At 72.2% G+C, this 21,893-nt stretch carries 28 protein-coding genes and 1 tRNA gene; 17 read left to right on the forward strand and 12 right to left on the reverse strand.

Annotated elements, in window-relative coordinates:
* Positions 1–58 precede the first annotated feature (58 nt).
* Positions 59–424, reverse strand: a complete 366-nt coding sequence (locus FHX46_RS27290; RefSeq protein WP_167120634.1) for a VOC family protein — start codon at positions 422–424, stop codon at positions 59–61.
* A 90-nt stretch (positions 425–514) separates the two neighbouring features.
* Here FHX46_RS27290 and FHX46_RS27295 point away from each other — a divergent pair, with 90 nt between their 5' ends.
* Positions 515–973, forward strand: a complete 459-nt coding sequence (locus tag FHX46_RS27295; protein ID WP_167120636.1) for a CGNR zinc finger domain-containing protein — start codon at positions 515–517, stop codon at positions 971–973.
* Positions 974–1,155: 182 nt separating this feature from the next.
* Here FHX46_RS27295 and FHX46_RS27300 read toward each other — a convergent pair whose 3' ends face one another.
* Positions 1,156–2,442, reverse strand: coding sequence for a DUF445 domain-containing protein (locus FHX46_RS27300; RefSeq protein WP_167120638.1), 1,287 nt, complete (start codon positions 2,440–2,442; stop codon positions 1,156–1,158).
* Between the two features lie 29 nt (positions 2,443–2,471).
* Between FHX46_RS27300 and FHX46_RS27305 the strand changes: the two genes are divergently transcribed.
* Positions 2,472–3,638 carry a pyridoxal phosphate-dependent aminotransferase gene (locus tag FHX46_RS27305; protein ID WP_167120640.1) on the forward strand — a complete coding sequence of 389 codons (1,167 nt, stop codon included), beginning with the start codon at positions 2,472–2,474 and terminating at the stop codon, positions 3,636–3,638.
* A 52-nt stretch (positions 3,639–3,690) separates the two neighbouring features.
* On the opposite strand, the gene FHX46_RS27310 is transcribed toward FHX46_RS27305, so the two are convergent.
* Positions 3,691–4,236 (reverse strand): RNA polymerase sigma factor, encoded by a 546-nt coding sequence (locus FHX46_RS27310; RefSeq protein ID WP_167120642.1) that lies wholly within the window; start codon positions 4,234–4,236, stop codon positions 3,691–3,693.
* Between the two features lie 286 nt (positions 4,237–4,522).
* Between FHX46_RS27310 and FHX46_RS27315 the strand changes: the two genes are divergently transcribed.
* Complete coding sequence (locus FHX46_RS27315; RefSeq protein WP_243871351.1) at positions 4,523–5,377, forward strand: hypothetical protein; 855 nt, start codon at positions 4,523–4,525, stop codon at positions 5,375–5,377.
* A 431-nt stretch (positions 5,378–5,808) separates the two neighbouring features.
* On the opposite strand, the gene yczR is transcribed toward FHX46_RS27315, so the two are convergent.
* The gene (gene yczR, locus FHX46_RS27320) at positions 5,809–7,236 is read right to left on the reverse strand and encodes a MocR-like transcription factor YczR (protein WP_167120646.1); all 1,428 of its coding nucleotides are present in this window, start codon (positions 7,234–7,236) and stop codon (positions 5,809–5,811) included.
* A gap of 63 nt (positions 7,237–7,299) precedes the next feature.
* Between yczR and yczE the strand changes: the two genes are divergently transcribed.
* Positions 7,300–7,923, forward strand: coding sequence for a membrane protein YczE (gene yczE / locus FHX46_RS27325; RefSeq protein WP_167120648.1), 624 nt, complete (start codon positions 7,300–7,302; stop codon positions 7,921–7,923).
* Here yczE and FHX46_RS27330 read toward each other — a convergent pair.
* Complete coding sequence (locus tag FHX46_RS27330; RefSeq protein ID WP_167120649.1) at positions 7,915–8,442, reverse strand: Clp protease N-terminal domain-containing protein; 528 nt, start codon at positions 8,440–8,442, stop codon at positions 7,915–7,917. The genes yczE and FHX46_RS27330 overlap by 9 nt on opposite strands.
* On the reverse strand, positions 8,442–8,651 hold the full coding sequence (locus FHX46_RS27335) for a helix-turn-helix domain-containing protein (RefSeq protein WP_094003666.1): 210 nt from the start codon (positions 8,649–8,651) through the stop codon (positions 8,442–8,444). Before FHX46_RS27335 ends, FHX46_RS27330 begins: the two co-directional genes overlap by 1 nt.
* A 62-nt stretch (positions 8,652–8,713) precedes the next feature.
* Here FHX46_RS27335 and FHX46_RS27340 point away from each other — a divergent pair, with 62 nt between their 5' ends.
* Both FHX46_RS27340 and FHX46_RS27345 read left to right on the forward strand, forming a co-directional pair.
* On the forward strand, positions 8,714–9,472 hold the full coding sequence (locus tag FHX46_RS27340; RefSeq protein ID WP_167120651.1) for a protein phosphatase 2C domain-containing protein: 759 nt from the start codon (positions 8,714–8,716) through the stop codon (positions 9,470–9,472).
* 60 nt (positions 9,473–9,532) lie between these two features.
* On the forward strand, positions 9,533–10,168 hold the full coding sequence (locus tag FHX46_RS27345) for a DUF998 domain-containing protein (RefSeq protein WP_243871352.1): 636 nt from the start codon (positions 9,533–9,535) through the stop codon (positions 10,166–10,168).
* A 39-nt stretch (positions 10,169–10,207) separates the two neighbouring features.
* Here the strand turns inward: FHX46_RS27345 and FHX46_RS27350 are convergent, their stop codons facing one another.
* Positions 10,208–10,651 carry a nitroreductase family deazaflavin-dependent oxidoreductase gene (locus FHX46_RS27350; RefSeq protein WP_167120654.1) on the reverse strand — a complete coding sequence of 148 codons (444 nt, stop codon included), beginning with the start codon at positions 10,649–10,651 and terminating at the stop codon, positions 10,208–10,210.
* A gap of 118 nt (positions 10,652–10,769) precedes the next feature.
* On the opposite strand from FHX46_RS27350, the gene FHX46_RS27355 reads away from it, so the two are divergent.
* Positions 10,770–11,450, forward strand: coding sequence for a TetR/AcrR family transcriptional regulator (locus tag FHX46_RS27355; protein WP_167120656.1), 681 nt, complete (start codon positions 10,770–10,772; stop codon positions 11,448–11,450).
* Positions 11,451–11,480: 30 nt separating this feature from the next.
* Positions 11,481–12,323 (forward strand): SAM-dependent methyltransferase, encoded by an 843-nt coding sequence (locus tag FHX46_RS27360; RefSeq protein ID WP_167120657.1) that lies wholly within the window; start codon positions 11,481–11,483, stop codon positions 12,321–12,323.
* Here FHX46_RS27360 and FHX46_RS27365 read toward each other — a convergent pair.
* From FHX46_RS27365 to FHX46_RS27375, 3 genes are read right to left on the reverse strand one after another with little or no spacing between them, the layout of a single operon-like run.
* Positions 12,320–12,937 (reverse strand): dienelactone hydrolase family protein, encoded by a 618-nt coding sequence (locus FHX46_RS27365; protein ID WP_167120659.1) that lies wholly within the window; start codon positions 12,935–12,937, stop codon positions 12,320–12,322. The two genes, FHX46_RS27360 and FHX46_RS27365, sit on opposite strands and share 4 nt — an antisense overlap.
* The gene (locus tag FHX46_RS27370) at positions 12,934–13,575 is read right to left on the reverse strand and encodes a phosphoribosyltransferase (protein ID WP_167120661.1); all 642 of its coding nucleotides are present in this window, start codon (positions 13,573–13,575) and stop codon (positions 12,934–12,936) included. Before FHX46_RS27370 ends, FHX46_RS27365 begins: the two co-directional genes overlap by 4 nt.
* 29 nt (positions 13,576–13,604) lie before the next feature.
* Positions 13,605–13,892: a DUF6343 family protein gene (locus FHX46_RS27375; protein WP_167120663.1), complete on the reverse strand. Its 288-nt coding sequence runs from the start codon at positions 13,890–13,892 to the stop codon at positions 13,605–13,607.
* A 139-nt stretch (positions 13,893–14,031) separates the two neighbouring features.
* On the opposite strand from FHX46_RS27375, the gene FHX46_RS27380 reads away from it, so the two are divergent.
* Positions 14,032–15,183: a glycoside hydrolase family 3 N-terminal domain-containing protein gene (locus FHX46_RS27380; RefSeq protein WP_167120665.1), complete on the forward strand. Its 1,152-nt coding sequence runs from the start codon at positions 14,032–14,034 to the stop codon at positions 15,181–15,183.
* A 387-nt stretch (positions 15,184–15,570) separates the two neighbouring features.
* On the opposite strand, the gene FHX46_RS27390 is transcribed toward FHX46_RS27380, so the two are convergent.
* A complete protein-coding gene (locus FHX46_RS27390) occupies positions 15,571–15,852 on the reverse strand; it encodes a helix-turn-helix domain-containing protein (RefSeq protein WP_313886256.1) in 282 nt (93 codons plus the stop codon).
* 80 nt (positions 15,853–15,932) lie between these two features.
* On the reverse strand, positions 15,933–16,931 hold the full coding sequence (locus FHX46_RS27395; protein ID WP_243871353.1) for an AraC family transcriptional regulator: 999 nt from the start codon (positions 16,929–16,931) through the stop codon (positions 15,933–15,935).
* A gap of 352 nt (positions 16,932–17,283) precedes the next feature.
* On the opposite strand from FHX46_RS27395, the gene FHX46_RS27400 reads away from it, so the two are divergent.
* From FHX46_RS27400 to FHX46_RS27435, 8 genes are all read left to right on the forward strand, one after another.
* Positions 17,284–18,978, forward strand: a complete 1,695-nt coding sequence (locus FHX46_RS27400; RefSeq protein WP_167120667.1) for a GGDEF domain-containing protein — start codon at positions 17,284–17,286, stop codon at positions 18,976–18,978.
* Between the two features lie 142 nt (positions 18,979–19,120).
* Positions 19,121–19,396: a winged helix-turn-helix domain-containing protein gene (locus FHX46_RS27405; protein WP_313886257.1), complete on the forward strand. Its 276-nt coding sequence runs from the start codon at positions 19,121–19,123 to the stop codon at positions 19,394–19,396.
* 141 nt (positions 19,397–19,537) lie between these two features.
* Positions 19,538–20,284, forward strand: coding sequence for a lipase family alpha/beta hydrolase (locus tag FHX46_RS27410; protein WP_167120669.1), 747 nt, complete (start codon positions 19,538–19,540; stop codon positions 20,282–20,284).
* An 82-nt stretch (positions 20,285–20,366) separates the two neighbouring features.
* Positions 20,367–20,453 (forward strand) — tRNA-Ser (locus FHX46_RS27415).
* Between the two features lie 74 nt (positions 20,454–20,527).
* Complete coding sequence (locus FHX46_RS27420; RefSeq protein WP_167120671.1) at positions 20,528–20,767, forward strand: ATP-dependent Clp protease adaptor ClpS; 240 nt, start codon at positions 20,528–20,530, stop codon at positions 20,765–20,767.
* A gap of 2 nt (positions 20,768–20,769) precedes the next feature.
* On the forward strand, positions 20,770–21,249 hold the full coding sequence (locus FHX46_RS27425; protein WP_167120672.1) for a DUF2017 family protein: 480 nt from the start codon (positions 20,770–20,772) through the stop codon (positions 21,247–21,249).
* 133 nt (positions 21,250–21,382) lie between these two features.
* On the forward strand, positions 21,383–21,643 hold the full coding sequence (locus FHX46_RS27430) for a hypothetical protein (RefSeq protein WP_167101203.1): 261 nt from the start codon (positions 21,383–21,385) through the stop codon (positions 21,641–21,643).
* Positions 21,644–21,892: a hypothetical protein gene (locus FHX46_RS27435; protein ID WP_167120674.1), complete on the forward strand. Its 249-nt coding sequence runs from the start codon at positions 21,644–21,646 to the stop codon at positions 21,890–21,892.
* Position 21,893 lies beyond the last annotated feature (1 nt).

Consider the following 21,893-nt stretch of genomic DNA (forward strand, 5'->3'; position numbering starts at 1 on the left):
GCCGACTATACACACGATGTATAGTCGGCATCTATACACCCCGTTTGCAGCGACGGGGTCAGCAGGCGCAGAGGCAGAACGGGTGACCGGCGGGATCCGCGTAGACGCGGAACGTCGCCGGCTCGTCGTCGAGCGTCTTCGCACCCAGTTCCAGCGCGCGGGCGTGGGCGGCGTCGAGATCGGTGACGTCGAGATCGAGGTGCAGCTGCTGCGGCAGGTCCTGCCCCGGCCACGCGGGCGGCCGGTAGGACTCCACGCGCTGGAAGGAGATCCGCACCCCGCTCGGATCGCTCAGGTTCACCCAGTCCCGGTCGTCACCCACCACGGGCTCGGGCAGGTCGAGCAGGCGGGCGTAGAACCCCGCCAGGGCAACGGGATCCGGGCAGTCCAGAACGATCGCACCCAGTTTCGGCACCGCGCTCATGCGAATTCCTTCCAGGACGGGGAACACCGAGCGACGAGTATGGGAGCCGGGCCGCAGCCGCGCAACCGGTGTCCGGCTTACACTGGTGACGTGAGCTCGTCCGACGTGTCACTCGTCGTGGACTTCCTCAACACCCTCGACGTGGCGGACGGCACCGACGTGCTCACCCGCAGCGCCGGGTGGCGCGAGTGGAGCCGGGAACGCGGCCTGGCGGCGGGATCGGCGTCCGCGGCACGGACCGCCCGCGCCGCGCTGCGCGCGGCCGTGGGTGACGAGCTGGAGGCGGCACCGTTGACGGTTCCCGTCGTGGTCGAGGTGGATGCACGTGTGGGACCGGTACTGGTGGCGCGAGACGCGGTGGGCGCCGTGATGGCGGCCGCGGCCCGGCTGGTCGTGCTGGGGCACTGGCCGCGCGTGAAGATCTGCCCGGCGGTCGACTGCCGGTGGGCGTTCTACGACGAGTCGCGCAACCGGTCGCGGACCTGGTGCTCGATGCGGGTGTGCGGCAACCGGGAGAAGGCGCGGAGCTGGCGGCAGCGGCAACCCTGACCGCGCACGCCGGGGGCCGGAATCGCTCGGTGTCGACCGGTGTGCACGACCGGGTCCGCACGCCGGCCGACGGCCGGCCGCATCGCGCGGAGTTCTACGCGGAGTCGCCGCCGGCCCGGACCCGCCACCCGGTGGAATTACCCACAGCGGGCCTGTGGACAACTCGCCGGCCTGTGGACAACTCAGAAGAGCAGCTGAGCGACCGTGTAGATGACCAGTCCGGCCAGCGCGCCGACGACGGTGCCGTTGATCCGGATGAACTGGAGGTCGCGACCGACCTGCAGCTCGACCTTGCGCGAGGTCTCCTCGGCGTCCCAGCGCTCGACGGTGTCGGTGATGATCGTGGTGATCTCGGTGGAGTAGTTGCGCACCACGTACGCCGCGGCGCCTTCGAGCCAGCCGTCGACCTTGCCGCCGAGCCCCTCGTCCGACACGAGCCGCTCGCCCAGGCTCCGCAGCCCCTCCCGCACCCGGCGGCGCAACTCGCTGGACGGGTCCTCGGCCGCGCTGAGCAGCATGCCCTTCGCGGTGCTCCACGCCGAACCGATCAGCTTCTGCACGTCGGGGTGATCGAGGATCTGCTGCTTGACCTGCTCGGCGCGAGCCATCGTCTCCGGGTCGTTCTGCAGGTCCTGGGCGAACTCGCCGAGGAACTTGTCCAGCGCGAGGCGCATCGGGTGGTTGACGTCGGTCTTGACCGCCCAGGCGAACGACAGCACCTCGCCGTACACCTTGTCGGCCAGCATCGCGTCGACGAACTTCGGCGACCAGCTCGGTGCCCGCTCCGACACCACGCGCAGCACGGTCGCGTGGTTGTCCCGCACCCATTCGTACGCGCGGTCGCACATCAGATCCACGAGCTTGTAGTGCGCGCCGTCGGCGAACACCTGCTGCAGCAGCTTGCCCAGCGGCGGCCCCCACGGCTGACCGACGACCCGGCGCACGACCGCCTGCTCCATGACGGCCTGCACGTCCTCGTCCTTGAGCACCGTCACCACACCGCGCACGACGGTAGCCAGCTCGGAGGTGACCCGCTCGGCGTTCTCCGGCTTGGCCAGCCACTCCCCGAACCGCCGCGAGACCTCGACGCGCCGCAGCTTGTCGCGGATGACCTGCTCGGACAGGAAGTTCGTGCCGACGAACTCGCCGAGGCTGCTGCCGATCATGTTCTTCTTGCTCGGGATGATCGCCGTGTGCGGGATCGGCAGGCCCAGCGGCCGCCGGAACAGCGCCGTCACCGCGAACCAGTCGGCCAGCGCGCCGACCATGCCGGCCTCGGCGGCGGCGCGCACGTACCCGACCCAGCCGGTCCATCCCGCGGACTGTGCCCACGTGGTCAGCAGGAAGATCACGGTCGCGCCCAGCAGGAAGGCGAGCGCCACCAGCTTCATCCGGCGCAGCGCCCGCCGCTTGCCCTCCTGGTCCGGGACCGGGGGAAGGCTGATGTCAGCGGGGGTCGGTTGCTCCACAGGCCCATTGTCCGTGAGGATCGGCGATTATGCGCGAACCAGCTCTCGTCCCCCGGCTGCGGCCGTTCACGTCGACCATCTTCGCGGAGATGACCGCGCTCGCCATGCGCACCGGGGCGGTCAACCTCGGCCAGGGCTTCCCGGACACCGACGGCCCACCGGGCATGCTCGACGCCGCGAAGAACGCGCTGTTCGGCGGCGCGAACCAATACCCGCCGGGGCCCGGCCGGCCGGAACTGCGGGCGGCGATCGCGCGGCACCGTTCGCGCTACGGATTGTCCTACGACCCGGACACCGAGATCCTCGTCACTGCCGGCGCCACCGAGGCCGTTTCCGCCGCGCTCCTCGCGCTGACCGAACCCGGCGACGAGGTGATCGTGATCGAGCCCTACTACGACTCCTACGCGGCGGCCGTCGCGATGGCCGGCGCGACCCGGCGGGTGGTGTCGCTCACCGAGACGGCCGACGGGCGGTTCGCGCCCGACCTCGACGCGCTGCGGGCCGCGGTCACGCCGGCGACCCGGGCGATCCTGGTGAATTCGCCGCACAACCCGACCGGAACCGTGTTCACCCGCGAGGAGCTGTCCGCGATCGCGGAGTTGTGCTGCGAACGCGACCTGATCGCGGTGACCGACGAGGTGTACGAGCACCTGGTCTTCGACGACGCCGAGCACGTGCCGCTCGCCGCGTTCCCGGGGATGCGCGACCGGACGGTCTCGATCTCCAGCGCGGGCAAGACGTTCAACTGCACCGGCTGGAAGATCGGCTGGGTGTGCAGCAGTCCCGGGCTCGTCGCCGCGGTGCGCGCCGCGAAGCAGTTCATGACGTTCGTGTCCGGCGGCCCGCTGCAGCCGGCCGTCGCGCACGCGCTCGACCACGAGCTGCCGTGGGTGGAGTCGCTGCGGACGTCGCTCGCCGCCAAGCGGGACCGGTTGTCCGCGGGGCTCGCCGCGGCCGGTTTCGCGGTCCGGCCGAGCCGCGGCACGTACTTCGTGTGCGCCGACGTGCGGCCACTCGGGTTCGCGGACGCGGCCGAACTCGCGTGGCAGCTGCCGGAACGGGTTGGTGTGGCGGCCGTGCCGGTCGGCGCGTTCACCGATCACCCCGCGGAGTGGCAGCACGTGCTGCGGTTCGCGTTCTGCAAACGGGACGACGTCCTGGACGAAGCGATCGAGCGGCTGCACAAGCTGGCTTGACCACCGTTCCACGGCCGCCCGTGCCGACATCGCCCGCCTGCCGGCGGGTCGCTCACGGGTGGTCGTAGCCGTGCGCCTCCAGGTACCGGCGGAGGCGGTCCAGTGCGCGCCGCCGGAGCGGGCCCACGCTGCCCACGGCCACGCCCAGCTCGGCCGCGATCTCGGCGTGGGTCGCCGGCGGGTCGCGAAGCAGGAGCTCCACCAGGCGCCGCTGGCGGACCGGAAGCGCGGCAACCCCGTCCCGCAGCACCGCGTCCCGCTCGGCGATCAACAGCGCGCGCTCCGGTACCGGCCCCCGGTCCGGCCGGTCGCGCTCGACGGGAACCTCCTGGCGCCGCGTCTGGAGTACCCGCAGCGCCTGCCGCCGCGCGGTGGTCGCCAGCCAGCCGGGCAACCGGGCCGGGTCGCGCAGCTCGCGCCGCTGCGCCAGCGCCGCCCACGTGTTCTGGCAGACGTCGCAGGCGTCGGCGTCGCCGAGGCGGTGTGATCGCGCCACTCCCAGGATGACGGCCGAAAGCCCGCGCACCAATGCGGCCCACGCCGTCTCGTCCCCGCGCCACGCACGAGCCAGCAAATCGACGAAGTCGGAATCGATCATGGGACTCCTCGTGATCACCAGTTCTCACTCAGATGGCGCCGGCAATCGGAAAGCTCCCGAAAACCGCAGGTAGGCAGGAAGTTGAGTAGAACTACGCACACCGTCCGTGATCAACTAACGAACAGGCACACGGATGGCGGAACCAGGGTTCCGTCGTACGGGGCTGGATCCATCGCTTTCGAGGTGAAACACTCGCCACCGGAGCCAGAACCGGCGGACATCAGCGCACCTGATGACCGGGCCGAAACATTCTCAGACTTGTCGTTCGTGGACGGTGGTGGTGGCGATGCGCGGCGCGGTGGGTGCGCGTCGGTCCGCGTGGCCACTTCCGACGGAACTCAAGCTGCTGCTCACGGGCGGATTCGTGTTCGCGGGCTGGCTGCTGTTCGCGGTGCTGGGAACGCCTCCCGCCGCCGCGGACGAGGGTCCGTCCGAACCGGACAGCGTCGCCACCGGACAGCAGCCGGGGTTCCTCGGCACGGTCACCGGAATTCTCGGCACGCTCGACCACACCGTGAGCAGGGTCAACGACGCCGTCGGCACCACCCTTTCGGCCGTCACCGGAACGGTGGATACCACGGTTCCGAGAGTGACCGAAAAGGCCGACCGGACCACGAACCCCATCAGCGACATCGTCGTCCGCACCGTCGAGACCGTGATTCCCACGGCGCCCCAGCCGGTCGAGCACGGGCAGACGGAAGCGGCGGTGCACACCGGGACCGAGCCGGTCACCACCGCACCAGCACCCGAGCCGATCGTCACGGAGCCGAGCGTCGCCGAGCCGGCGCCGCCCACTGCGCTCAGCGCACCGGTCGCCCCGGCAGCCGCACCGGCCCAGTCCGGCGTCCACCGGAGGCCGGTCACGGTGACGCACGAACCGGCGCCACCGAAGCATCCGCAGGACATCGTCGATCCGGCGCATGCGGACACCACGCCGCACGCGCCGGCACCGGCCGGCCCGGGTGATCCGGGCGTCGCCATCTCCGTTTCCCACGACTCGGGCAACGGCGGCCGTGACCTGGTGGCGGTACTGGGGCAGCACGCCGCGGCCGTCCCGGTTCAGCCTATCGAGGGAGCGCTGACCAGCGCTTTCGTGGGTACGGCCACAGCAGCGGGACTGCCACCCACCTCGCCCGACTAGACGCGAGGCACGTTCACACAGGCGACCCGCGTCCACAACAAGATCAAGTCGCGGGTTCGACCGGGGCGTTTTCCGCACCATCCGAAGGCCACCGTGACTTCCCGACCGGCCAACCGCGCCTGGCCGGATCGGGTGCTGGTCCCGGCGTCGCGATGCCCCCGCGACGCCGGGGCCCCAACGGGCACGTGTCCGGAGCTTCCGCTCACCGCGCCGAGCGGAAGCCCGATGCGCGCCTAGCCGCGATGGCCCGCCGGCACGTCGAGGGGCGGTGCCGGCGGGTCACCGTGGTGCCCGGCCCGGAGGGATCCGGGCCGGGCGACCGGCAGCCGGTGCGCTGGACGTCGTCCGCCGAACCTCCTCCCTGGAGCGGCAGGTCCGACGGCCCAGCGCACCGGCAGCTCCGGTGGTGAACCGGACCTCCGCACGGCGCGTCAGGCCACCGGTAGGTCGTCGGCCGGGGTGGCGCGGATCGAGGCGGCCGCGAGGGCCAGCCGGGTGGTGGCTTCGGTCAGGCGGGACGCCGGCTGGGCGAACGGGAGCCGGATCCAGCGTTCCAGCCCGCCCTGGGCGCTGAACCTGGAACCGGGCGCGATCTGAACTCCGTGGTTGGCCGCGGCGACCGCGAGGCGGGTGCTCATCGGCTCGGGCAGGCGGCACCACAACGACGAACCGCCGGCCGGCACGTGGAACCGCCACTCCGGCAGCTCCCGGCGCACCGCCTCCACGAGCACGTCCCGCAGCCCGCGCAGATCTGCACGCCGTGCCGCCAGCGCGCCGTCCCCCGCGCCGAGCAACTCGGCCAGCACCAGTTGCTCGAACACGGGCGACCCCAGATCGGAGCCGAACCGGGCCGAGGACAACCGGGTCAGCAGGTCCTCCGACGCCCGGATCCAGCCGATCCGCAGCCCACCCCAGTGCGACTTCGACGCCGTTCCCACGCTGATCGCCCAGCTCCCGGCGAACGCGGCCAGCGGAGGGGGCCCGTCGAGCGGATCGCCCTCCAGGTCCAGCTCGACGAACGTCTCGTCGACCACCGCATGCGTTTGCGTGCGCGCCAGCAGCGCGCCGAGACGCTCCCGGCCCGGCTCGTCCAGTCGCTCCCCCGTCGGGTTGTGGAAGTCGACGATGAAGTACGCCATCCGGGGCGCGGTCTGGCGAACCGCGGCCTCCATCCCGGCGAGGTCCCACCCGTGCTCGCCGAGCGCGACCGGGACCGGCGTGGTGTGGGCGTTGCGGATCGCGTCGAGCGCGTTGGGGTAGGTCGGTTGCTCGACCAGCACGCGGTCCCCGGGGTGGGTCAGCATGCGCAGCGCGAGGACGAACGCGTGGTGCGCGCCGTTGGTGATCATGATCTGGTCCGGCGTGGTGGGCAGGCCCCGCGCGGCGTACCGCTGCGCGATGCGCTCCCGCAGCACCGGAAGGCCGCGCCCGGTGTAGCCGTGGCCGCCGAGCTCGTCGACCAGCAGCAGCCGCGCGCGATCGACCGCGGCCGCCAGGCCCGGAATCGCCGGCGACGCGGCGCGGGCGAGGTCGATCGCCTCCGGGCTGTCCGGTGGTGCAGCGGCCGGCGGCCGGCTCCGCGGCGTGGTGATCCACGACCCCGCGCCGCGCCGGCTGGCCACCAGGCCGGCCTCCCGGAGCCGGTCCAGGGCGGCCGCGACGAGCGTGCGGCTGACGTCCAGCGCCGCGGCCAGCTCGCGTTCCGACGGCAGCCGGGTGCCCACCGGGAGCTGGCCGTCCAGCACCCCGAGTTCGATTGCCGCCGCGAGGTCCGCCGCCCCGTGACGAGAGCCACTGCGTCGCCAAGCGCCGAGCACCACGGCCAATCTGCGGGCGGAAATCCGGCCGATCGCGTCCATGACAGCCAATTATTGCTAATTGGCCCTGGCGGGGAAGAGCCAGTTCCCCGCACAGTGGATTTCGTGACTGCGATCGATCTTCGGCCGGTGCGCGTGTCGATCAGCCCCGCGCGCCGGCTCACCCAGCTGCTGGCCGGACTCGTCCTCTACGGCGCGAGCATGGCGATGATGACCCGCGCGCGGCTCGGCCTCGACCCGTGGGACGTCCTGCACGAGGGCATCACCAAGCGGACGGGTCTCACGTTCGGCACGGTCGTCGGCATCGCCTCGGTCGCCGTGCTCCTGCTGTGGATCCCGCTCCGGCAGCGGCCCGGGCTGGGCACCGTGCTGAACGTGCTGGTCATCTCGGTGGTCGTGGACCTGGTGCGCGCCATGCTGCCCGACCAGCAGGTGCTCGGCTGGCGGATCACGTTGCTGATCGCCGGCATCCTGCTCAACGCCGTGGCCACCGCGGTCTACGTCGGCGCCCGGCTCGGCCCCGGGCCGCGCGACGGCTTGATGACCGGACTGGCCGCGCGCACGGGCTGGTCCGTCCGGCTGGTGCGCACCGGCATCGAAGTCACCGCGCTGGCGGCCGGCTGGCTGCTCGGCGGCACGGTGGGTGTGGGAACCATCCTCTACGCGCTCGCGATCGGCCCGCTCACCCAGGCCCTGCTGCCGCACGTCGCCTGGCGCGAATCACGCTAGCGCCTGCCGGACCCGCCGCGCGTCCACATCGAACCGGGCGAGCACGTCGGCGGCGGGTCCGCGCGTCGCGGCGAGCGCGAGCAGGATGTGTTCGCTCCCGAGTTCCTTGCCGCCCAAGGAGATCGCCTCGGTCAGGCACACCTGCAGGACCTTCTTCGACTCGGTCGTGAACGGCGTGCGCCATCGCTTCCGGCCTCCGGCGCCACCGGTGAGCGCGTCCGGCCCGTGCGCCTGTCCGACCCGGTCCAGGATCGCGTCCACGTCGATGCCGAACTCGCCGAGCGCCTCGGCGTCGGCTTCGGTGATGCCGCCCCGGCGCCGCACCCGCGCGGTCTCGGCGGCTACGTCGCCGAGGGCCACGCCGAACCCGGCGAGCAGGCGCCCGGCCGTGCTGTCCGGCAGGTGCAGCAACGCCGCCAGCAGGTGCAACGGGTCGATCCGTGGCGAACCGAGGCGGATCGCGTCCTGCTGCGCCCCGGTGACCACCGCGCGGGCATCCGAGGTGAACTTCTCGAACATCACTGCCTCCCGTACTTCTTGTGCACTGCCTGCCTGCTCACGCCGAGTTCGGCCGCGATGTCCTGCCACGACCACCCCTGGGCCCGCGCGCTGCGCACCTGGACGGCTTCGAGCTGTTCGAGCAGCCGCCGCAACGCGGCCACCGCGCGCAGGCCGACCCGGGGGTCGCGGTCGCCGGCGCGGGCGGCCAGATCGGTTGCCTTCGTCATGATGTCAACCTACGTTGACGAGGCGCGCGCGTCAACTACGGTTGACAGCTAGGGTCGGACGCGTGATCCGGACGGCCCAGCGACCCGGCGTCGGTCTCGACGGCAGGCCACGCCCGACCGAGGACCGCATCGTGGTGCTCGATCACGCCGTAGCAGTGCTCGACGGCGCCACCTCGGCCGACCCGGACCAGCCCTCCGGCGGCTGGTACGCGGAGCGGCTGGCATCCCGGCTCGCCCGCGACCTCGGCACTCGCGATGGTGGCGACCTGCGTGACGTGCTGCGCACGGCGATCACCGGCGTCGCGCGCGAGCACGGCCTGCGCCCCGGCGCATCCCCGTCCAGCACGGTGGCGATGCTGCGCTGGAACGCCGAGCGGGTGGACGCACTGGTGCTCGCGGACAGTCCCATCGTCGCGTTTGGACAGAGTGTGGACGTGCTCGCCGACGATCGTCTGGTCACGCTCCGCCGCGCCGGCCGGCTGCGCACGCAGCAGGCCGTGCGGGCGCTGCGCAACCAGCCGGGCGGCTTCTGGGTGGCCGAGGCCGATCCGGACGCCGCCGCCCACGCCCTGGTCCGCAGCTGGCCCCGCGCCGCGCTGGACGCCGTGCTGCTCGCCAGCGACGGGGTGTCCTGCGGCGTCGACGACTACGGCCTGTTCACCTGGCCGGAAACCCTGCGGCTGGCGCGCACGCGGGGTGTGGACGCGGTGCTCGACACGGTCCGGGCCGCGGAGGACGGCGACCCGGACCGCATCCGCTGGCCGCGGGCCAAACGTCACGACGACCAGGCGCTGGCGCTGGTCGAGTTCCGGCGTCCCTAGGGGAAAGATCGGGGACTTCTCCGGATCTTGGGCGCCCCGGGCGGCGGAAAGCTGGGACGCATGGAGATTTCCGGAGGTACCAAGGGCGACAGAGCCCGCCCCTGGCTGCTCGCGGCGAACGTCGCGATCGGCTGGGGACTGCTGACCGTCTTCGTCCTGCACATCGTCAGCGCCCGAAACCCGGTGTGGGACACGTTGTCCAGTTACGCACTCGTCAAGGGCGGGATCGGGCTGCTGGGCGCGAGCATGATCGCCATCGCCGCCGGATCGATCGCGCTGCTCGCCGCACTCCGGGCCGCCGGGCACCGGCTCGGCCCGGCCACGCACGTGGTGTTCTGGACGTGGTCACTCGGACTCGTCGCGGCCGCACTGTTCCCCGCGAGCTACCCCGAGCGGTTCCACCCGGCGAGCGGCGAGATCCACGAATACGCTTGCGCCGCAGCGTTCCTGAGCCTCGCCGCGCTCGGCTGGACGCTGCCCGAACCGCTGCGCACGCACCCCGCGATCGTGCGGCTCACCCTGCTGACGCTCGGCGGCGTGCTGCTGTTCGGGGTCAGCTACCTGATGCCCGGGGTGCTGCCGATCGGGCTGACCCAGCGCCTCGCGCTCGCCGCGGACGTCGGCCTGCTCGTCACGCTCGCCCGTGCGGTCGCCGTGACCGCGCCGGCAAAACCGCGGGAGCGGGTACCCAGCTGACCCGTGGCTGCCACCGGGCGGGCGCCGCGCCGGCCCGCCTCAGGCGGTTCCGGTGATGCGGAAGACCGGGAAGCCGGGCGCGACGCCCCGCAGCACCTCGTCCGGCGACTTGTGGTCGACGCCGTCGAAGAAGCGGCTGACCTCCCACGCCCACCGCTTCAGGTAAGCCCGCAGGATCGGCGGCTTCTCCGCTTCGGTCAGCTCGGCGAACCGGAACGTCTCGACCCGGCGCCCGACCCGCAGCTGCCCTTCGCCCGCCGCGCGCAGGTTGCGCACCCACTGCGTCTGGCCGCGCGGCGCGACGAGGTAGCGCTGCCCGCCGACCTTCAGCACGTTCACCGGCGTCGACCGGATCTGCCCGGACTTGCGGCCCCGCACCAGCAGGACCCGGCTGCCGGCCACGCTCAGGCCCAGTTTGGTCAGCACACCCACCACGGCGTTGAACATCCCGTCGGCCTTGCCCGGCTGGAGGTAGCGGTTCATCTCGGTTCTCCCTTAGCGAGATCGGTGCTCTCTGTTGAGATCAGTGAACACCGCGACTTCCGCAAGAGCACTGCTCTCAAATTTGTGCGCCGATCTCAGAATGTGGCAGACTGTCCGCATGCCTGCCGCCAGGACCGCCCGGGAACGCGCCCGCGCCGAACTGACCCGCGAGATCAAGGACGAAGCGCGCCGCCAGCTCGGCGAGGTCGGACCGCACGGGCTGTCCCTGCGCGCGGTCGCGCGCGAGCTGGGGATGGTCTCCTCGGCGCTCTACCGCTACTTCCCCAGCCGGGACCACCTGCTCACCGACCTGATCATCGACGCCTACAACGAGATCGGCGAGGCTGCCGAACGCGCCGACGACCCGTCCGCGAAACCCCGCGAACGGTGGATGCGCGTGTGGACCGCCACGCGGGACTGGGCGAAGCGGAACCCGCACGAGTACGCGCTGATCTACGGCTCCCCGGTGCCCGGCTACCAGGCACCCCAGGACACCATCGCACCCGCCGGGCGCGTCGCCGTCGCGCTGGTCCGTGTGATGGAGGAAGCCGAGCTCGCCCCCGCGATGCCCGGCCCGCCCCTGTCCGCCGAGCTGGCCGGGCAGGCCGGCCGGGTCCGGACGGCCGTCGGCACCTCGCTCACGGACGACGACCTCGTCCGGCTCATCACCGTCTGGACGCAGCTGTTCGGCGCGATCAGCTTCGAGCTGTTCGGCCAGTACGCCCGCACGGCGGACCCCGCGGACGCCTATTTCGCCTACACCGCAGGGCAGATGGCCGATTTCGTCGGAGTCCGGTGACACCTTCACGCGTTGTGGCAGACTCGTCACATGGCGGCAGATGACGAGGTGCTGCGGGCCGTCGAGGGAAGCCTCGACCGGCCGTCCGCAGCACGGGTGTACGACTACTTCATCGGCGGGAACCACAACTACGCGATCGACCGCGCCTTCGGTGACAAGGTGCGCGCACGGCTGCCCCTGATCCCCGACTCGGCGGTGGCCTGCCGCCAGTTCCTCGGCCGCGCGGTCCGGTACACCTCCAAGGCCGGCATCCGGCAGTACGTCGACATCGGCTCGGGCCTGCCCACCGCCGGCAACGTGCACGAGGTCGCCGACGAGGCCCGTCCCGAGCGGGACACCACCGTCGTCTACATCGACAACGAGCCGATCGCACTCGCGCACTCGCAGCTGCTGCTCGCCGACACCGCCGATCCCGACCGCCACCAGGCGATCGCCGGCGACCTGCTGGAGCCGGACAACCTGTGGCAGCGGGTCGCGGACACCGGCGTGATCGACTTCGAGCAGCCGATCGCGCTGGTGATCAACGCGGTGCTGCACTTCATCAAGGACGAGCAGCAACCGCACCAGGCGCTCGACTTCTACCGCGACCAGCTCGCGCCCGGCTCGATGCTGATCATGTGCCAGCTGACCGACGAGAACCCGGCCGACGACGAGGAACGCCAGGCGCTGGACGACCTCAAGGCCTACTACGAGACCACCACCAACCCCGGGCAGTACCGCTCGCGGGAGGAGTTCCTGAAGTTCTACGGCGACTTCGACCTGGTGGAGCCGGGGCTGGTCTTCGCGCCGGAATGGCACCCCGACGAGCACGCGCTGTTCGCCGACGCGCCGTCGAAGTCCCGCATCCTCGCCGCGGTCGGCCGCAAGCCCTAACGCAGGTGGTCGCCGAACCAGGCGGCCGCCAGCTGCGCCACCGCCTCCAGCGCGCCGGGTTCCTCGAACAGGTGCGAAGCCCCGGGGACGACCTCGATGCGGTGCGGCGCGGTCAGTTCCGCGGCGGCTTGCTGGTTCAGCCGCAGCACCTCGTCGTCGCGGGCGCCGACAATCAGCAGCGCCGGGCACTGCACCCGGGGTAGCGCGTCGCCGGCGAGGTCGGGGCGCCCGCCGCGGGAGACGACCGCCCGCACGCGCCCGGGTTCGGCCGCGGCGGCGCGGAGTGCGGCGGCCGCGCCGGTGCTCGCCCCGAACAGGCCGAGCGGCAGGTCCGCCGTCTTCTCGTGCCGGGACAGCTCAGCCATCGCCGCCCGGAGGCGCTCGGTCAGCAGGTCGATGTCGAACCGCCTGCCGCCACCGTCCTCGCCAGGGCTGAGCAGGTCGAACAGCAGCGTGGCGAACCGGTTGTCCTGGAGCTCGCGGGCGACCGCGATGTTGCGCGGGCTGCGCCGGGAACTGCCCGAGCCGTGGGCGAACACGACGACACCGACGGCGTCGGCCGGGACCGTCAGGTCGCCTTCGAGCCCGGGGTCGACGGTGAGTGGAACGGTCATGACGTCTCCAGCAACTCGAGGACCTCGTCGTCTCCGGTCTGGCGGAAATCGGTGTACCACTGCCCGACCGACCGGAACCCGTGCGGCGCCAGCAGGCACAGCACCTCGTCGGCGTCGCTCTTCAGCGCCGCCGCGGCCTCCGGAGCGCACACCGGTGCGGCGAACACGAGGCCGTGCGGGCGGTCCTCGCGCAACGACCGCAACGCGGCCCGCGCGGTCACGCCGGTCGCGAGACCGTCGTCGACCACGAGCACGTCGCGCCCGGCCCGCGGCACCGGCGGACGGCCACGCTGGTAGACGACGGCGCGGCGGCGGGCCTCGGCGCGCTCGGCCCGGCAGGCCGCTTCCAGGTGCGCGGGCCGCAGGCCCAGCACGGACAGCGAGTGCTCGTCGTAGCAGGGCGGGCCGTCCGGCGTCACCGCGCCGACACCGAACTCCGGCTGCCCGGGCGCGCCGATCTTGCGCGCGACCGCGACGTCCAGCGGGGCGCCCAGCACCTCGGCCACCGCGTGACCGACCACCACACCCCCGCGGGCCAGGCCCAGCACGAGCGGATCGAGCCATTCCCGCTCGCGCAGCAGCTCGCCCAGCGCCCGGCCGGCCTCGCGGCGGTCGCGGAACGTGTGTCGCCGCCTCATGCTGCCGGTCTACCCGTGGCCACGGCGCGTCAACCCGGTTCGCCGCGGCGCTTGCGGTGCACGACCCACAGCAGGTCGACCACCAGCCCCACCACCAGCAGGGACATCAGCACCGTCACCCACCACGCGTGGATGGTGGCGAACAGGACGGCGGTCCCGATGGCGAGGACGATGCCGATCGACGCGAGCCAGATCCGCAGGGTCAGCGCGCTGTAGGCAGGCGCCGCGCCACCGAAGCCGGCCGTCGGATCGTGGTAGCCGGGAAGGCCCCGCTCGTACTCCGCACGGGTGCGAGGCCGCTCACGCGGGAATCGCATCCCTGCGGCTACCCGGGCGCGGGCGGTCGCACACGTGCGCGGGCTCACCCGGTCCGGCCACGGCCCGGTGGACGCCCCGCGCCCTGGGTTACCGTGAGCCGCGGAAGCCATCCCGCGCCGAGAGGACCACCGAAACCCCATGAGGCCGGCCCAGCCCCTGACCCGGCGACTGCTGCTCGTCCTGGCTGCCGGGGCCCTGCTCACCGCCGGCGTCGTCTACACCGGCGGCGACGACGCCGACCAGCAGGTCCCAGCCGCACCGCCGGCGCCGCAACCGCGGATCTCCGCCGTCAGCGGCCCGGATGCCTGCGCCACCGTGATCGGCCAGCTCACGCCCCGCCAGCGGATGGCCCAGCTCGTGGTCGTCGGGGTGGACGCCGCGGATCCGCGCGCCACCACCGACCTGGTCCGCTCCGAGCAGGTCGGCGGGATCTTCCTCGGCGGCAACGCGACGGCGCTGCTGGAGAACAAGGCGCTCGACGAGGTTCAGCGGGCCGCCCGGCTGCCGGTGTCCGTCGCGGTCGACGACGAGGGCGGTAGCGTCCAGCGCATCGACGACCTGGACGGTTCGATGCCCAGCGCCCGCCGGATGGCCGCCACGCTCACGCCCGCCCAGGTGCGCGACCTCGCCCGCGACCGCGGACGGGCGATGGCCGCGCGCGGGGTGACCACCGACTACGCGCCCGTGCTCGACCTCACCGACGGGCCCGCGGACGAGGTGATCGGTGACCGTTCGTTCAGCGCCGACCCGGCGACCGCCCGGCGCTACGCACAGGCCTTCGCCGCCGGGCTGTCCGACGCCGGTGTCCAGCCGGTGCTCAAGCACTTCCCCGGCCACGGGCACGCCACCGGCGACTCGCACCAGGGCTCGGTCACCACGCCACCGCTGTCGCAGCTGCGTGACAACGACCTGCTGCCGTACCGGAACATCGGGGACTTCGGCCACGCCGCGGTCATGGTCGGCCACCTCGACGTACCGGGCCTGACCGGCGGCGAGCCCGCGTCACTGTCCCCGGCGGCCTACCAGCTGCTGCGCGGCGAATTCGGCTTCCGCGGGCCGATCCTGACCGACGACCTGGGCGCGATGAAGGCGGTCACGCAGCGCTATCCGCTGCCGCAGGCGGTGGTGAAGGCGCTGCAATCCGGCGCCGACCAGGCGTTGTGGTCCTCCGGCGGACGGGTGTCGGCCGTGCTGGACGCGCTGGAGCAGGCGAGCACCGATGGGACCCTGCCGGGGAACCGGGTGACGGACGCGCTCACCACGGTCCTGCGCGCCAAGCACGCGTGCTGAGGGAGTGGGGCGGCTGCGCCGGCCGCTCCTCGACGCTGAGGTACCGGCCGGCGCAGCGGGATCTGGGGCGTCTCGCCGCGGGAGAGTCTACGTAACCGGCCCGAGGCTTCAAGGTTTCGTGTTCGGATTGAAACAGTCCCTGGTCAGCGACCGCGCTCGACCTCGGCCCGTGGCCGGGGGCCGCCGAGGTAGGTGCCCCCTCCGGTGCGGCGAACGGCTCGATGAACGCCGCCCGGTCCCGGGCCGCGGACTCACCCAGCACCAGCCGCCCGGACCGGGCGGGTGGGCCACCCGGGGTCCGAGCTCTGCCATCGCCGGCAACCTCTCGCCCGTCCGGTAGCGCCGGGCGCAACCGCTACCGCCGGCGCGGTGCCGGCGCCGCGAGTCTCACTGGTGCTGCCGCCACTCCTTCGTCGCCCGCGCCGCCGCGCGCAACTCGTCCGGCGGCACGCCCAGCACCCGGCTCAGGTGCTGCTGCCAGTACGGACCGGGCACCCGTTTTCCGCGCTCCCAGCGGGACACCTCGCCGCGGCCCAGGCTTTCGTTGCCCGAGACCAGGACGAGCTCGTCCGCGAGCTGGTACTGGGTGAGCCCGCGCCGCTGCCGGGCGGACCGGATCAACCGTCCGATGGGGACCGCATCCCGGGCCGCCACCGTCTCGCCGCTCACCACCCGGGTACCGCGCGCGCCCCACCGGCGCACGCTCCCCGGCGTGCCGTTCTGCTTTCGTCCCGCACGATTTCACCCCTTCAGACCTCGAGTAGACGCCGCGACCGGCGGCGCAGCGTCGCGTTGGGCGACTCGCCGAACCGGTCCCGGTAGGCCGCGGCGAAGCGGCCGTGGTGCATCAGCCCGTACTTGCTGGCGACCTCCCCGACCGTGGTGACCTCGACCTGGGCGGCCGACAGCTCGTCGTGCACCCGCTGCAGCCGCACCCCGCGCAGGTACTCGCCGGGCGAACTGCCCAGCTGCTCCCGGAACGCCTTCTGCAGCGCCCGCACGCTCACGCCGGCCTGGTGCGCCAGGCTGGCCGTGGTGTGCGGTGCCTCCGGCCGGCCGTGGATCAGGTCGAGCGCCGCCCGGAGCGGACGCGAGGGCACCGGGCGGTCCCGGCCCTCGATCATCGCCGTGTAGTTGTGCGGCTGCGCCAGCAGCAACCCGGTGATCAGGTTCCGTTCGAACACCTCGACCGCGGCCGGGAGCGTGAGGAGCGTGTCCGCCTGGTCCAGCTCCGACACCCCGTACGCGAGCGTGCGGTACCAGCTGCGGCCGTAGCCCCGTGTGAGGTCCATGCCCGTCCGGAACCGCACCGGCTCGGACACCGGGCCGTGGATGAGCTCGGCCAGGCGGGCCTCCAGCGCGGGCCGTTCGATCCGGATCACCAGCTGGACGCAGTCGGCGGACAGCCGCATGCGCATCGGTTCGTCCGTACCGACCACCGCGGCCGTGCCCGGGGTGATGGTGATCTGCTCGGGTCCGCACCGGGCCACGCCTTCCCCGAGTACCGGAGCCAGGACCACGTAGAACGAGCCGAGTTCGCCGAGTTCGACGCGGACGTCGGTGCCGTAGGCGATCATCGCGATCGTCACGTTCTCCAGGCGGCGGTAGTTCACCCTGGTGTTCAGCTGCGAGCTGCGGCCGACGGTGTGCATCTCGTGCGGGCAGAAGATGCGGCTCACCTGCTCGCGGGTGTCGTCCACGTCCCGCGAGTGGAAGAGCCGGTAACGATCCAACGGCAGTACTGTCATGTCCGGGCAGTCGAGAAGGTCAACGATCGGTGGCGCCGACTCCCATACACCTCCACGGCACCACTCTCCGTTGTTCGGTGTTCAATTGCTACCGACGAACGGGCGAATTTGCGGTCTGCAAATTGCATTTCGGAATATTCCCGAAGTCGGCGGCGGCCACGACGGCACTGCTGTGGGACCCCGGCACGAACGATTCCTCCCTGGTCAGCGCGGAAGACCAGACCAGCCTGGAGCGGTGGCTGGTGGCGGCGGTAGGGGCCAGTTCGGGGCCACTCGAGCGGAAAAGTGAGGTCAACCACAATCCGCCGACGATCTGGCCTCGTTGGCCCCGTGGCGGCGGAGGATTCAGGGTGTGGCAGCTGCGGACGTGGAGGTGGGCTTCGCCTTTCAGCCGCTGTACAGCCTCAACACCGGCGGGGTCGTCGGGGTGGAAGCCCTCGCCCGGCCGGCCGACGGCCGCGTCCAGGACCTGCTGCGGGCGGCGCAGCGCCGCGGACGGCTGGTCCACGTCGACGCCGGGCTCGCCGCGCAGGCGGTGCTCGCCGAGGCGGCCCACGAGACGCTGCTCCCCCTGCACCTGAACCTGACCGCGCTCTCCGCCGCGGCGCCGCACCTGGTGCTCGATCCCCTGCTCGAATCGCTCGGCCGCACCGGCCGCCGTCCCCGGGAGATCGTGCTGGAGATCGGGGCGCCGTTCCACGGGGTGTCGCCGAAGGCACTGCTCGCCGGGATGCACCGGTTCGGCGACCTGGGTTTCCGGCTGGCCTTCGACGGGCTCGGCTCGGGTGACCTGCCGTTGAACCTGCTCGCCGAGGCCCGGGTCGACCTGGTGAAACTGGACTGCACCGCGCTGCGGCGGTTGCCCGGCGAGCCCGCCACGGTCGCACTGGTCGAGTCGCTCGTGCACTTCACCGCACGCACCGGCATCCGGCTGGCCGCCACCGGGATCGAAGCCGAGGAGCAGCTCGCAACGGTGCGCCGGCTGGGGATGCGCATCGTGCAGGGCAACCTGTTCGCCCCCGCCCGCACCGCCGCGATGCCGTCCGGGCTGGTCACCGAACCACCCGGGCCGGCGCTGCCGGTGCCGCCGACCCCGACGACCGCGCCACGCGTGGACGACTTCCTACACCCGGCGACCACCCTGCCGGACGACGCGACGTGCGACGACGTCCGGCGGGTCCTGCTCGACCACGACGCGCCGAGCGGGATCGTCGGCCTGGACGCCGCCCGGCGGCCGCGGTGGTCGATCGACCGGGCGCGGTTCCTGCTGGACCTGACCGGCCCGTTCGGGCACGCCCTGCACGCGAACAAGCCGGCCGCGCGGCTGGCCGATCCGCCGCGCACGATCCGCACCGGCGCCGGAGCGCTGGAACTGCTCGACCTGGTCACCGACGCCGACCTGCCCCGCACCGGCGACGACGTGATCGTGATCGGCCCGGACGGCGAGTGCCGCGGCGTGGTGTTCGTGACCGAGATCGTGCGCGCCATGGCCGAGGCGAAGATCGAGGAAGCGGCCGCGCTGAACCCGCTGACCCGGCTGCCGGGCAGCGACGCGGTCGCCCGCGAGGTGGACCGCCGCATCGCCGAGGGCCGCCCGCTCGTGGTGGCGTGGCTGGACGTCGACTCGTTCAAGCGGGTCAACGACACGGCAGGCTTCGCGGCGGGCGACGACCTGATCCGGGCGCTGGGCCGGACGCTGACGGAACTGGCGGCCAAGCTGCGCAGCGTCACGGTGAGCCACGTGGGTGGCGACGACTTCCTGATCGCGTGCGCCATCGACGAGATCCCGGTCGTCGCCGACGCCCTGCTGGACACCGCGTGGACGGCCGAGCACCTGCCGGTCACCGTGTCGCTGGCGACGGTGGTGTGCGCGGGCGACGCGGCGAAGTCCTACCGCGAGGTGTCGCGCCTGCTGGCGCCGCTGAAGAAACACGCGAAGGACGTCGACGGGTCGAGCTGGGTGAACAGCTGGCCCGGGACCGAACGGTTCGAGATTCTGCGCGGGCGCGGTCACGACGCGCTGCGCGAGCCGAATCAGGTCCGGTGAAATTGCGGCACCGGACGAATTCCGCCACCCGATAGCGTGAACGCGGCGGGACGTTCGTGGTCAACCCCGTCATAGCGCGCACAAGTGCATCAAGGAGCAACCGTCGCACCGGTCCCTTTTAACGCCGTTCTACGTTCTCCGCGTGACCGTCCCAGACTTCGACCCGAGCGGACAGCCGGGCTACCTCTACGAGATGATGGCCGAGCACCTCGCGGCCCGGATCGAGGCCGGTGAGCTGCTCCCGAACACGCCTCTGCCCGCCGAACGACGGCTGGCGGCGGAGTACGGCGTCTCGCTGGGCACGGCCCGCCACGCGACGCACATCCTCCGCGAGCGCGGCCTCGTCTTCACCATTCGCGCCAAGGGCACCTTCATCGCCGACGAGGCACGCCGGCAATCATTTTCCGGGAACTCGTGAAGCCGATTCACCCACGGGACCGCCACTGCGTCCACTGATCGGGTCCGAAACGAAACCGAGACCGGTTCGGCGAAACGAAACTGTCGGTACCTCCGGTTAACCTCGCATCAGTGGACGACCACCTCGGCGTGGAGGTGTGCGATGGCGGTTCTCCGGACGGTTGCGGGCGAGATCGCGAGCGTGGTGGCGCACGCGGTCCGGTACCCGGCGGGTATCGGGCGGCGCTGGTCCGTGCGCCCGGGCAGCGCGGCGCCGGTCCGCCCGCTGGTGGTGTTGCCCGGCCTGGCCGACAACACGGCCGTCTTCACCGACCTCAAGCTCGCGCTGGAGCGTTGCGGCGCGGGGCCGGTCGTGTCGTTCAGCTACAGCCTGCTGCTGCGGGACGTCCGGTCCGCAGCGGCGCGGCTGGCCGAGCAGGTCGAGCAGTTGTGCGAGGTCACCGGCGCGCCGCGGGTCGACCTGGTGGGCCACAGCCTGGGCGGCCTGATCGCGCGGTACTACGTGCAGCGGCTCGGCGGGCACGGCCGCGCGGGGACGGTGGTCACCGTCGGCACGCCGCACGGCGGCACGGTCGCCGCGTGGTTGTTCTCGCCTCTTCCACTGGCCCGGCAGCTGCGGCCGGGCAGCGACCTGGTTGCGGAGCTGAACCAGCCCGCCCCCGGGTGCAGCACGAAGTTCGTCACGTTCTCCAGCGACGGCGACGAGGTGGTGCTGCCCAGCAGGCACGGCCGGATCGAGCACCAGGACCTGGACGTGCGCAACGTGGTGCTGCCCGGGGTCGGCCACCTGGCGCTCGCCGCACACCGCCGGGTCGTGGACGAGATCTGCGCGTTGTTCCGGCCGCTCGGCGCTCCGGGCGACGGGGAGTCGCTGAGCCGTTCGGCCTGACGCGCGGGCCAGGTCCGGGGCGTGCGCCGGACAGAAGCGGCCCTAGCCGGAGCGCGCGCGGGCCTGCTGTACCCTTCTGGGCGGAGGATTGGCCGAGCGGCCTAAGGCGCACGATTGGAAATCGTGTTGGGTGTAACAGCCCTCACGGGTTCGAATCCCGTATCCTCCGCCGCTGAACAGGTGAAACGCCGGGCGACCCGCAGAGGGTGCCCGGCGTTTTGCCGTTGAGGGGAGTCCGGGCGCATGTCAGACCAGCAGTGGGCCGTGGTGCTGCACGACGACGACGTGAACTCCCACACCACCGTCGCGTTCGCGGTCGCCCGCGCCTACGGGCTGCCCGTGGAACGCGGGTTCGAGATGGCCCACGACGTCGACACGGCCGGCGAGGGCTGCCTGACCTGGTGCACCACCCGTGAGCAGGCCGAGGCCCTCGTCGCGGACCTCCAGTTGTGGGGCTTGCACGTGACGCTCCGGAGCCGGTGACGATGCCGCGATCGCAGTTCAGCGCCCGGCCGGCCCCGGGCGGGACGGTCGAGATCAGCATGGCCAGACCGTTCGCGGCGCGACTGCACACGGAGGTCGCCAATCTGCTGCAGGCGCTGGAGGCCGCCCGGCCCGGCGTGTTCCGGCGCCGGCGCGGGCTGCCGGACGCCGAACTGTTCCCCGATGCCTACGACGACAAGGCGCGGAGCGCGGCCTTCCGCGAACGGCACGGTGCCGACATGCGCACGCGGCTGATCGAGGCCGGCAGGCGCGTGCTCGCGCAGTGCGTTCCGGTCGACGAGCTCGTGCTCGACGACCAAGCGGTCGCGGACTGGTTCATCGTTCTCGCGCACGCCAGGACCCGGCAGTACCGGCACGGGCGCGGAGACCGGCGGGTCCGGATCCGCGACTGGCTGCTGGCGATCCAGGAGCACATCGCGCTCGCCTCCGGCGGCACCGCGTGCCCCACCTGCAGCCGCTGAGCGGATGATGTCCACACTTCACCCGGATGCACCAGTGCCCAGGCTCATGGTCCGGCGCGCTCTACCGATAGTTTGGTAACAGGCCGCGCACGCGGCCGGACGGACCGCTAGCTCGAGGAGAACCCGCGTCACTATGGCCGGAGTGGAAGAGATCCGCGCTGGGATCGCGATGGCGAACGAGAAGTGCAATGCCGGCGTCGCAGCCCTCCAGCAGGCCGCTCAGGCACTCGAGGAGGCCCAGCAGATCCTGGGTCAGGTCACCTCGGGCAGCACGCAGCCGGAGGTGACCCAGGCGAACAGCATGCTCGCCGAGGCGCTGCAGGGCATCAGCGGGCAGCAGAACACGATCCAGGCCGCCGTGTCGTCGGCCGAGTCGTACGCCGCCCGGCTCTAGATGTTCTCGCTCCCCGAGCTGCAGGCCCAGCTGGCCGTGTTCCGTGCGAAACTGGCCGAGGCCGGCGAACACACCAACCGTGCGGTGGAGCTCTTGGACGAAGCACGCGAAGCGATCGTCAACGCTCATGAACACGCCGATGCGTGGGTGCCGCCGGAGCTCGAGGCGGCGGTCGACCGGCTCGGCAAGGACGCCGACCGGCTGCGCGCCGCGGACGACCTGGTGAACACCTACCTGGCCCGGCTGTAGG

This window comes from Amycolatopsis viridis (assembly GCF_011758765.1).
GTDB lineage: Bacteria > Actinomycetota > Actinomycetes > Mycobacteriales > Pseudonocardiaceae > Amycolatopsis_E > Amycolatopsis_E viridis.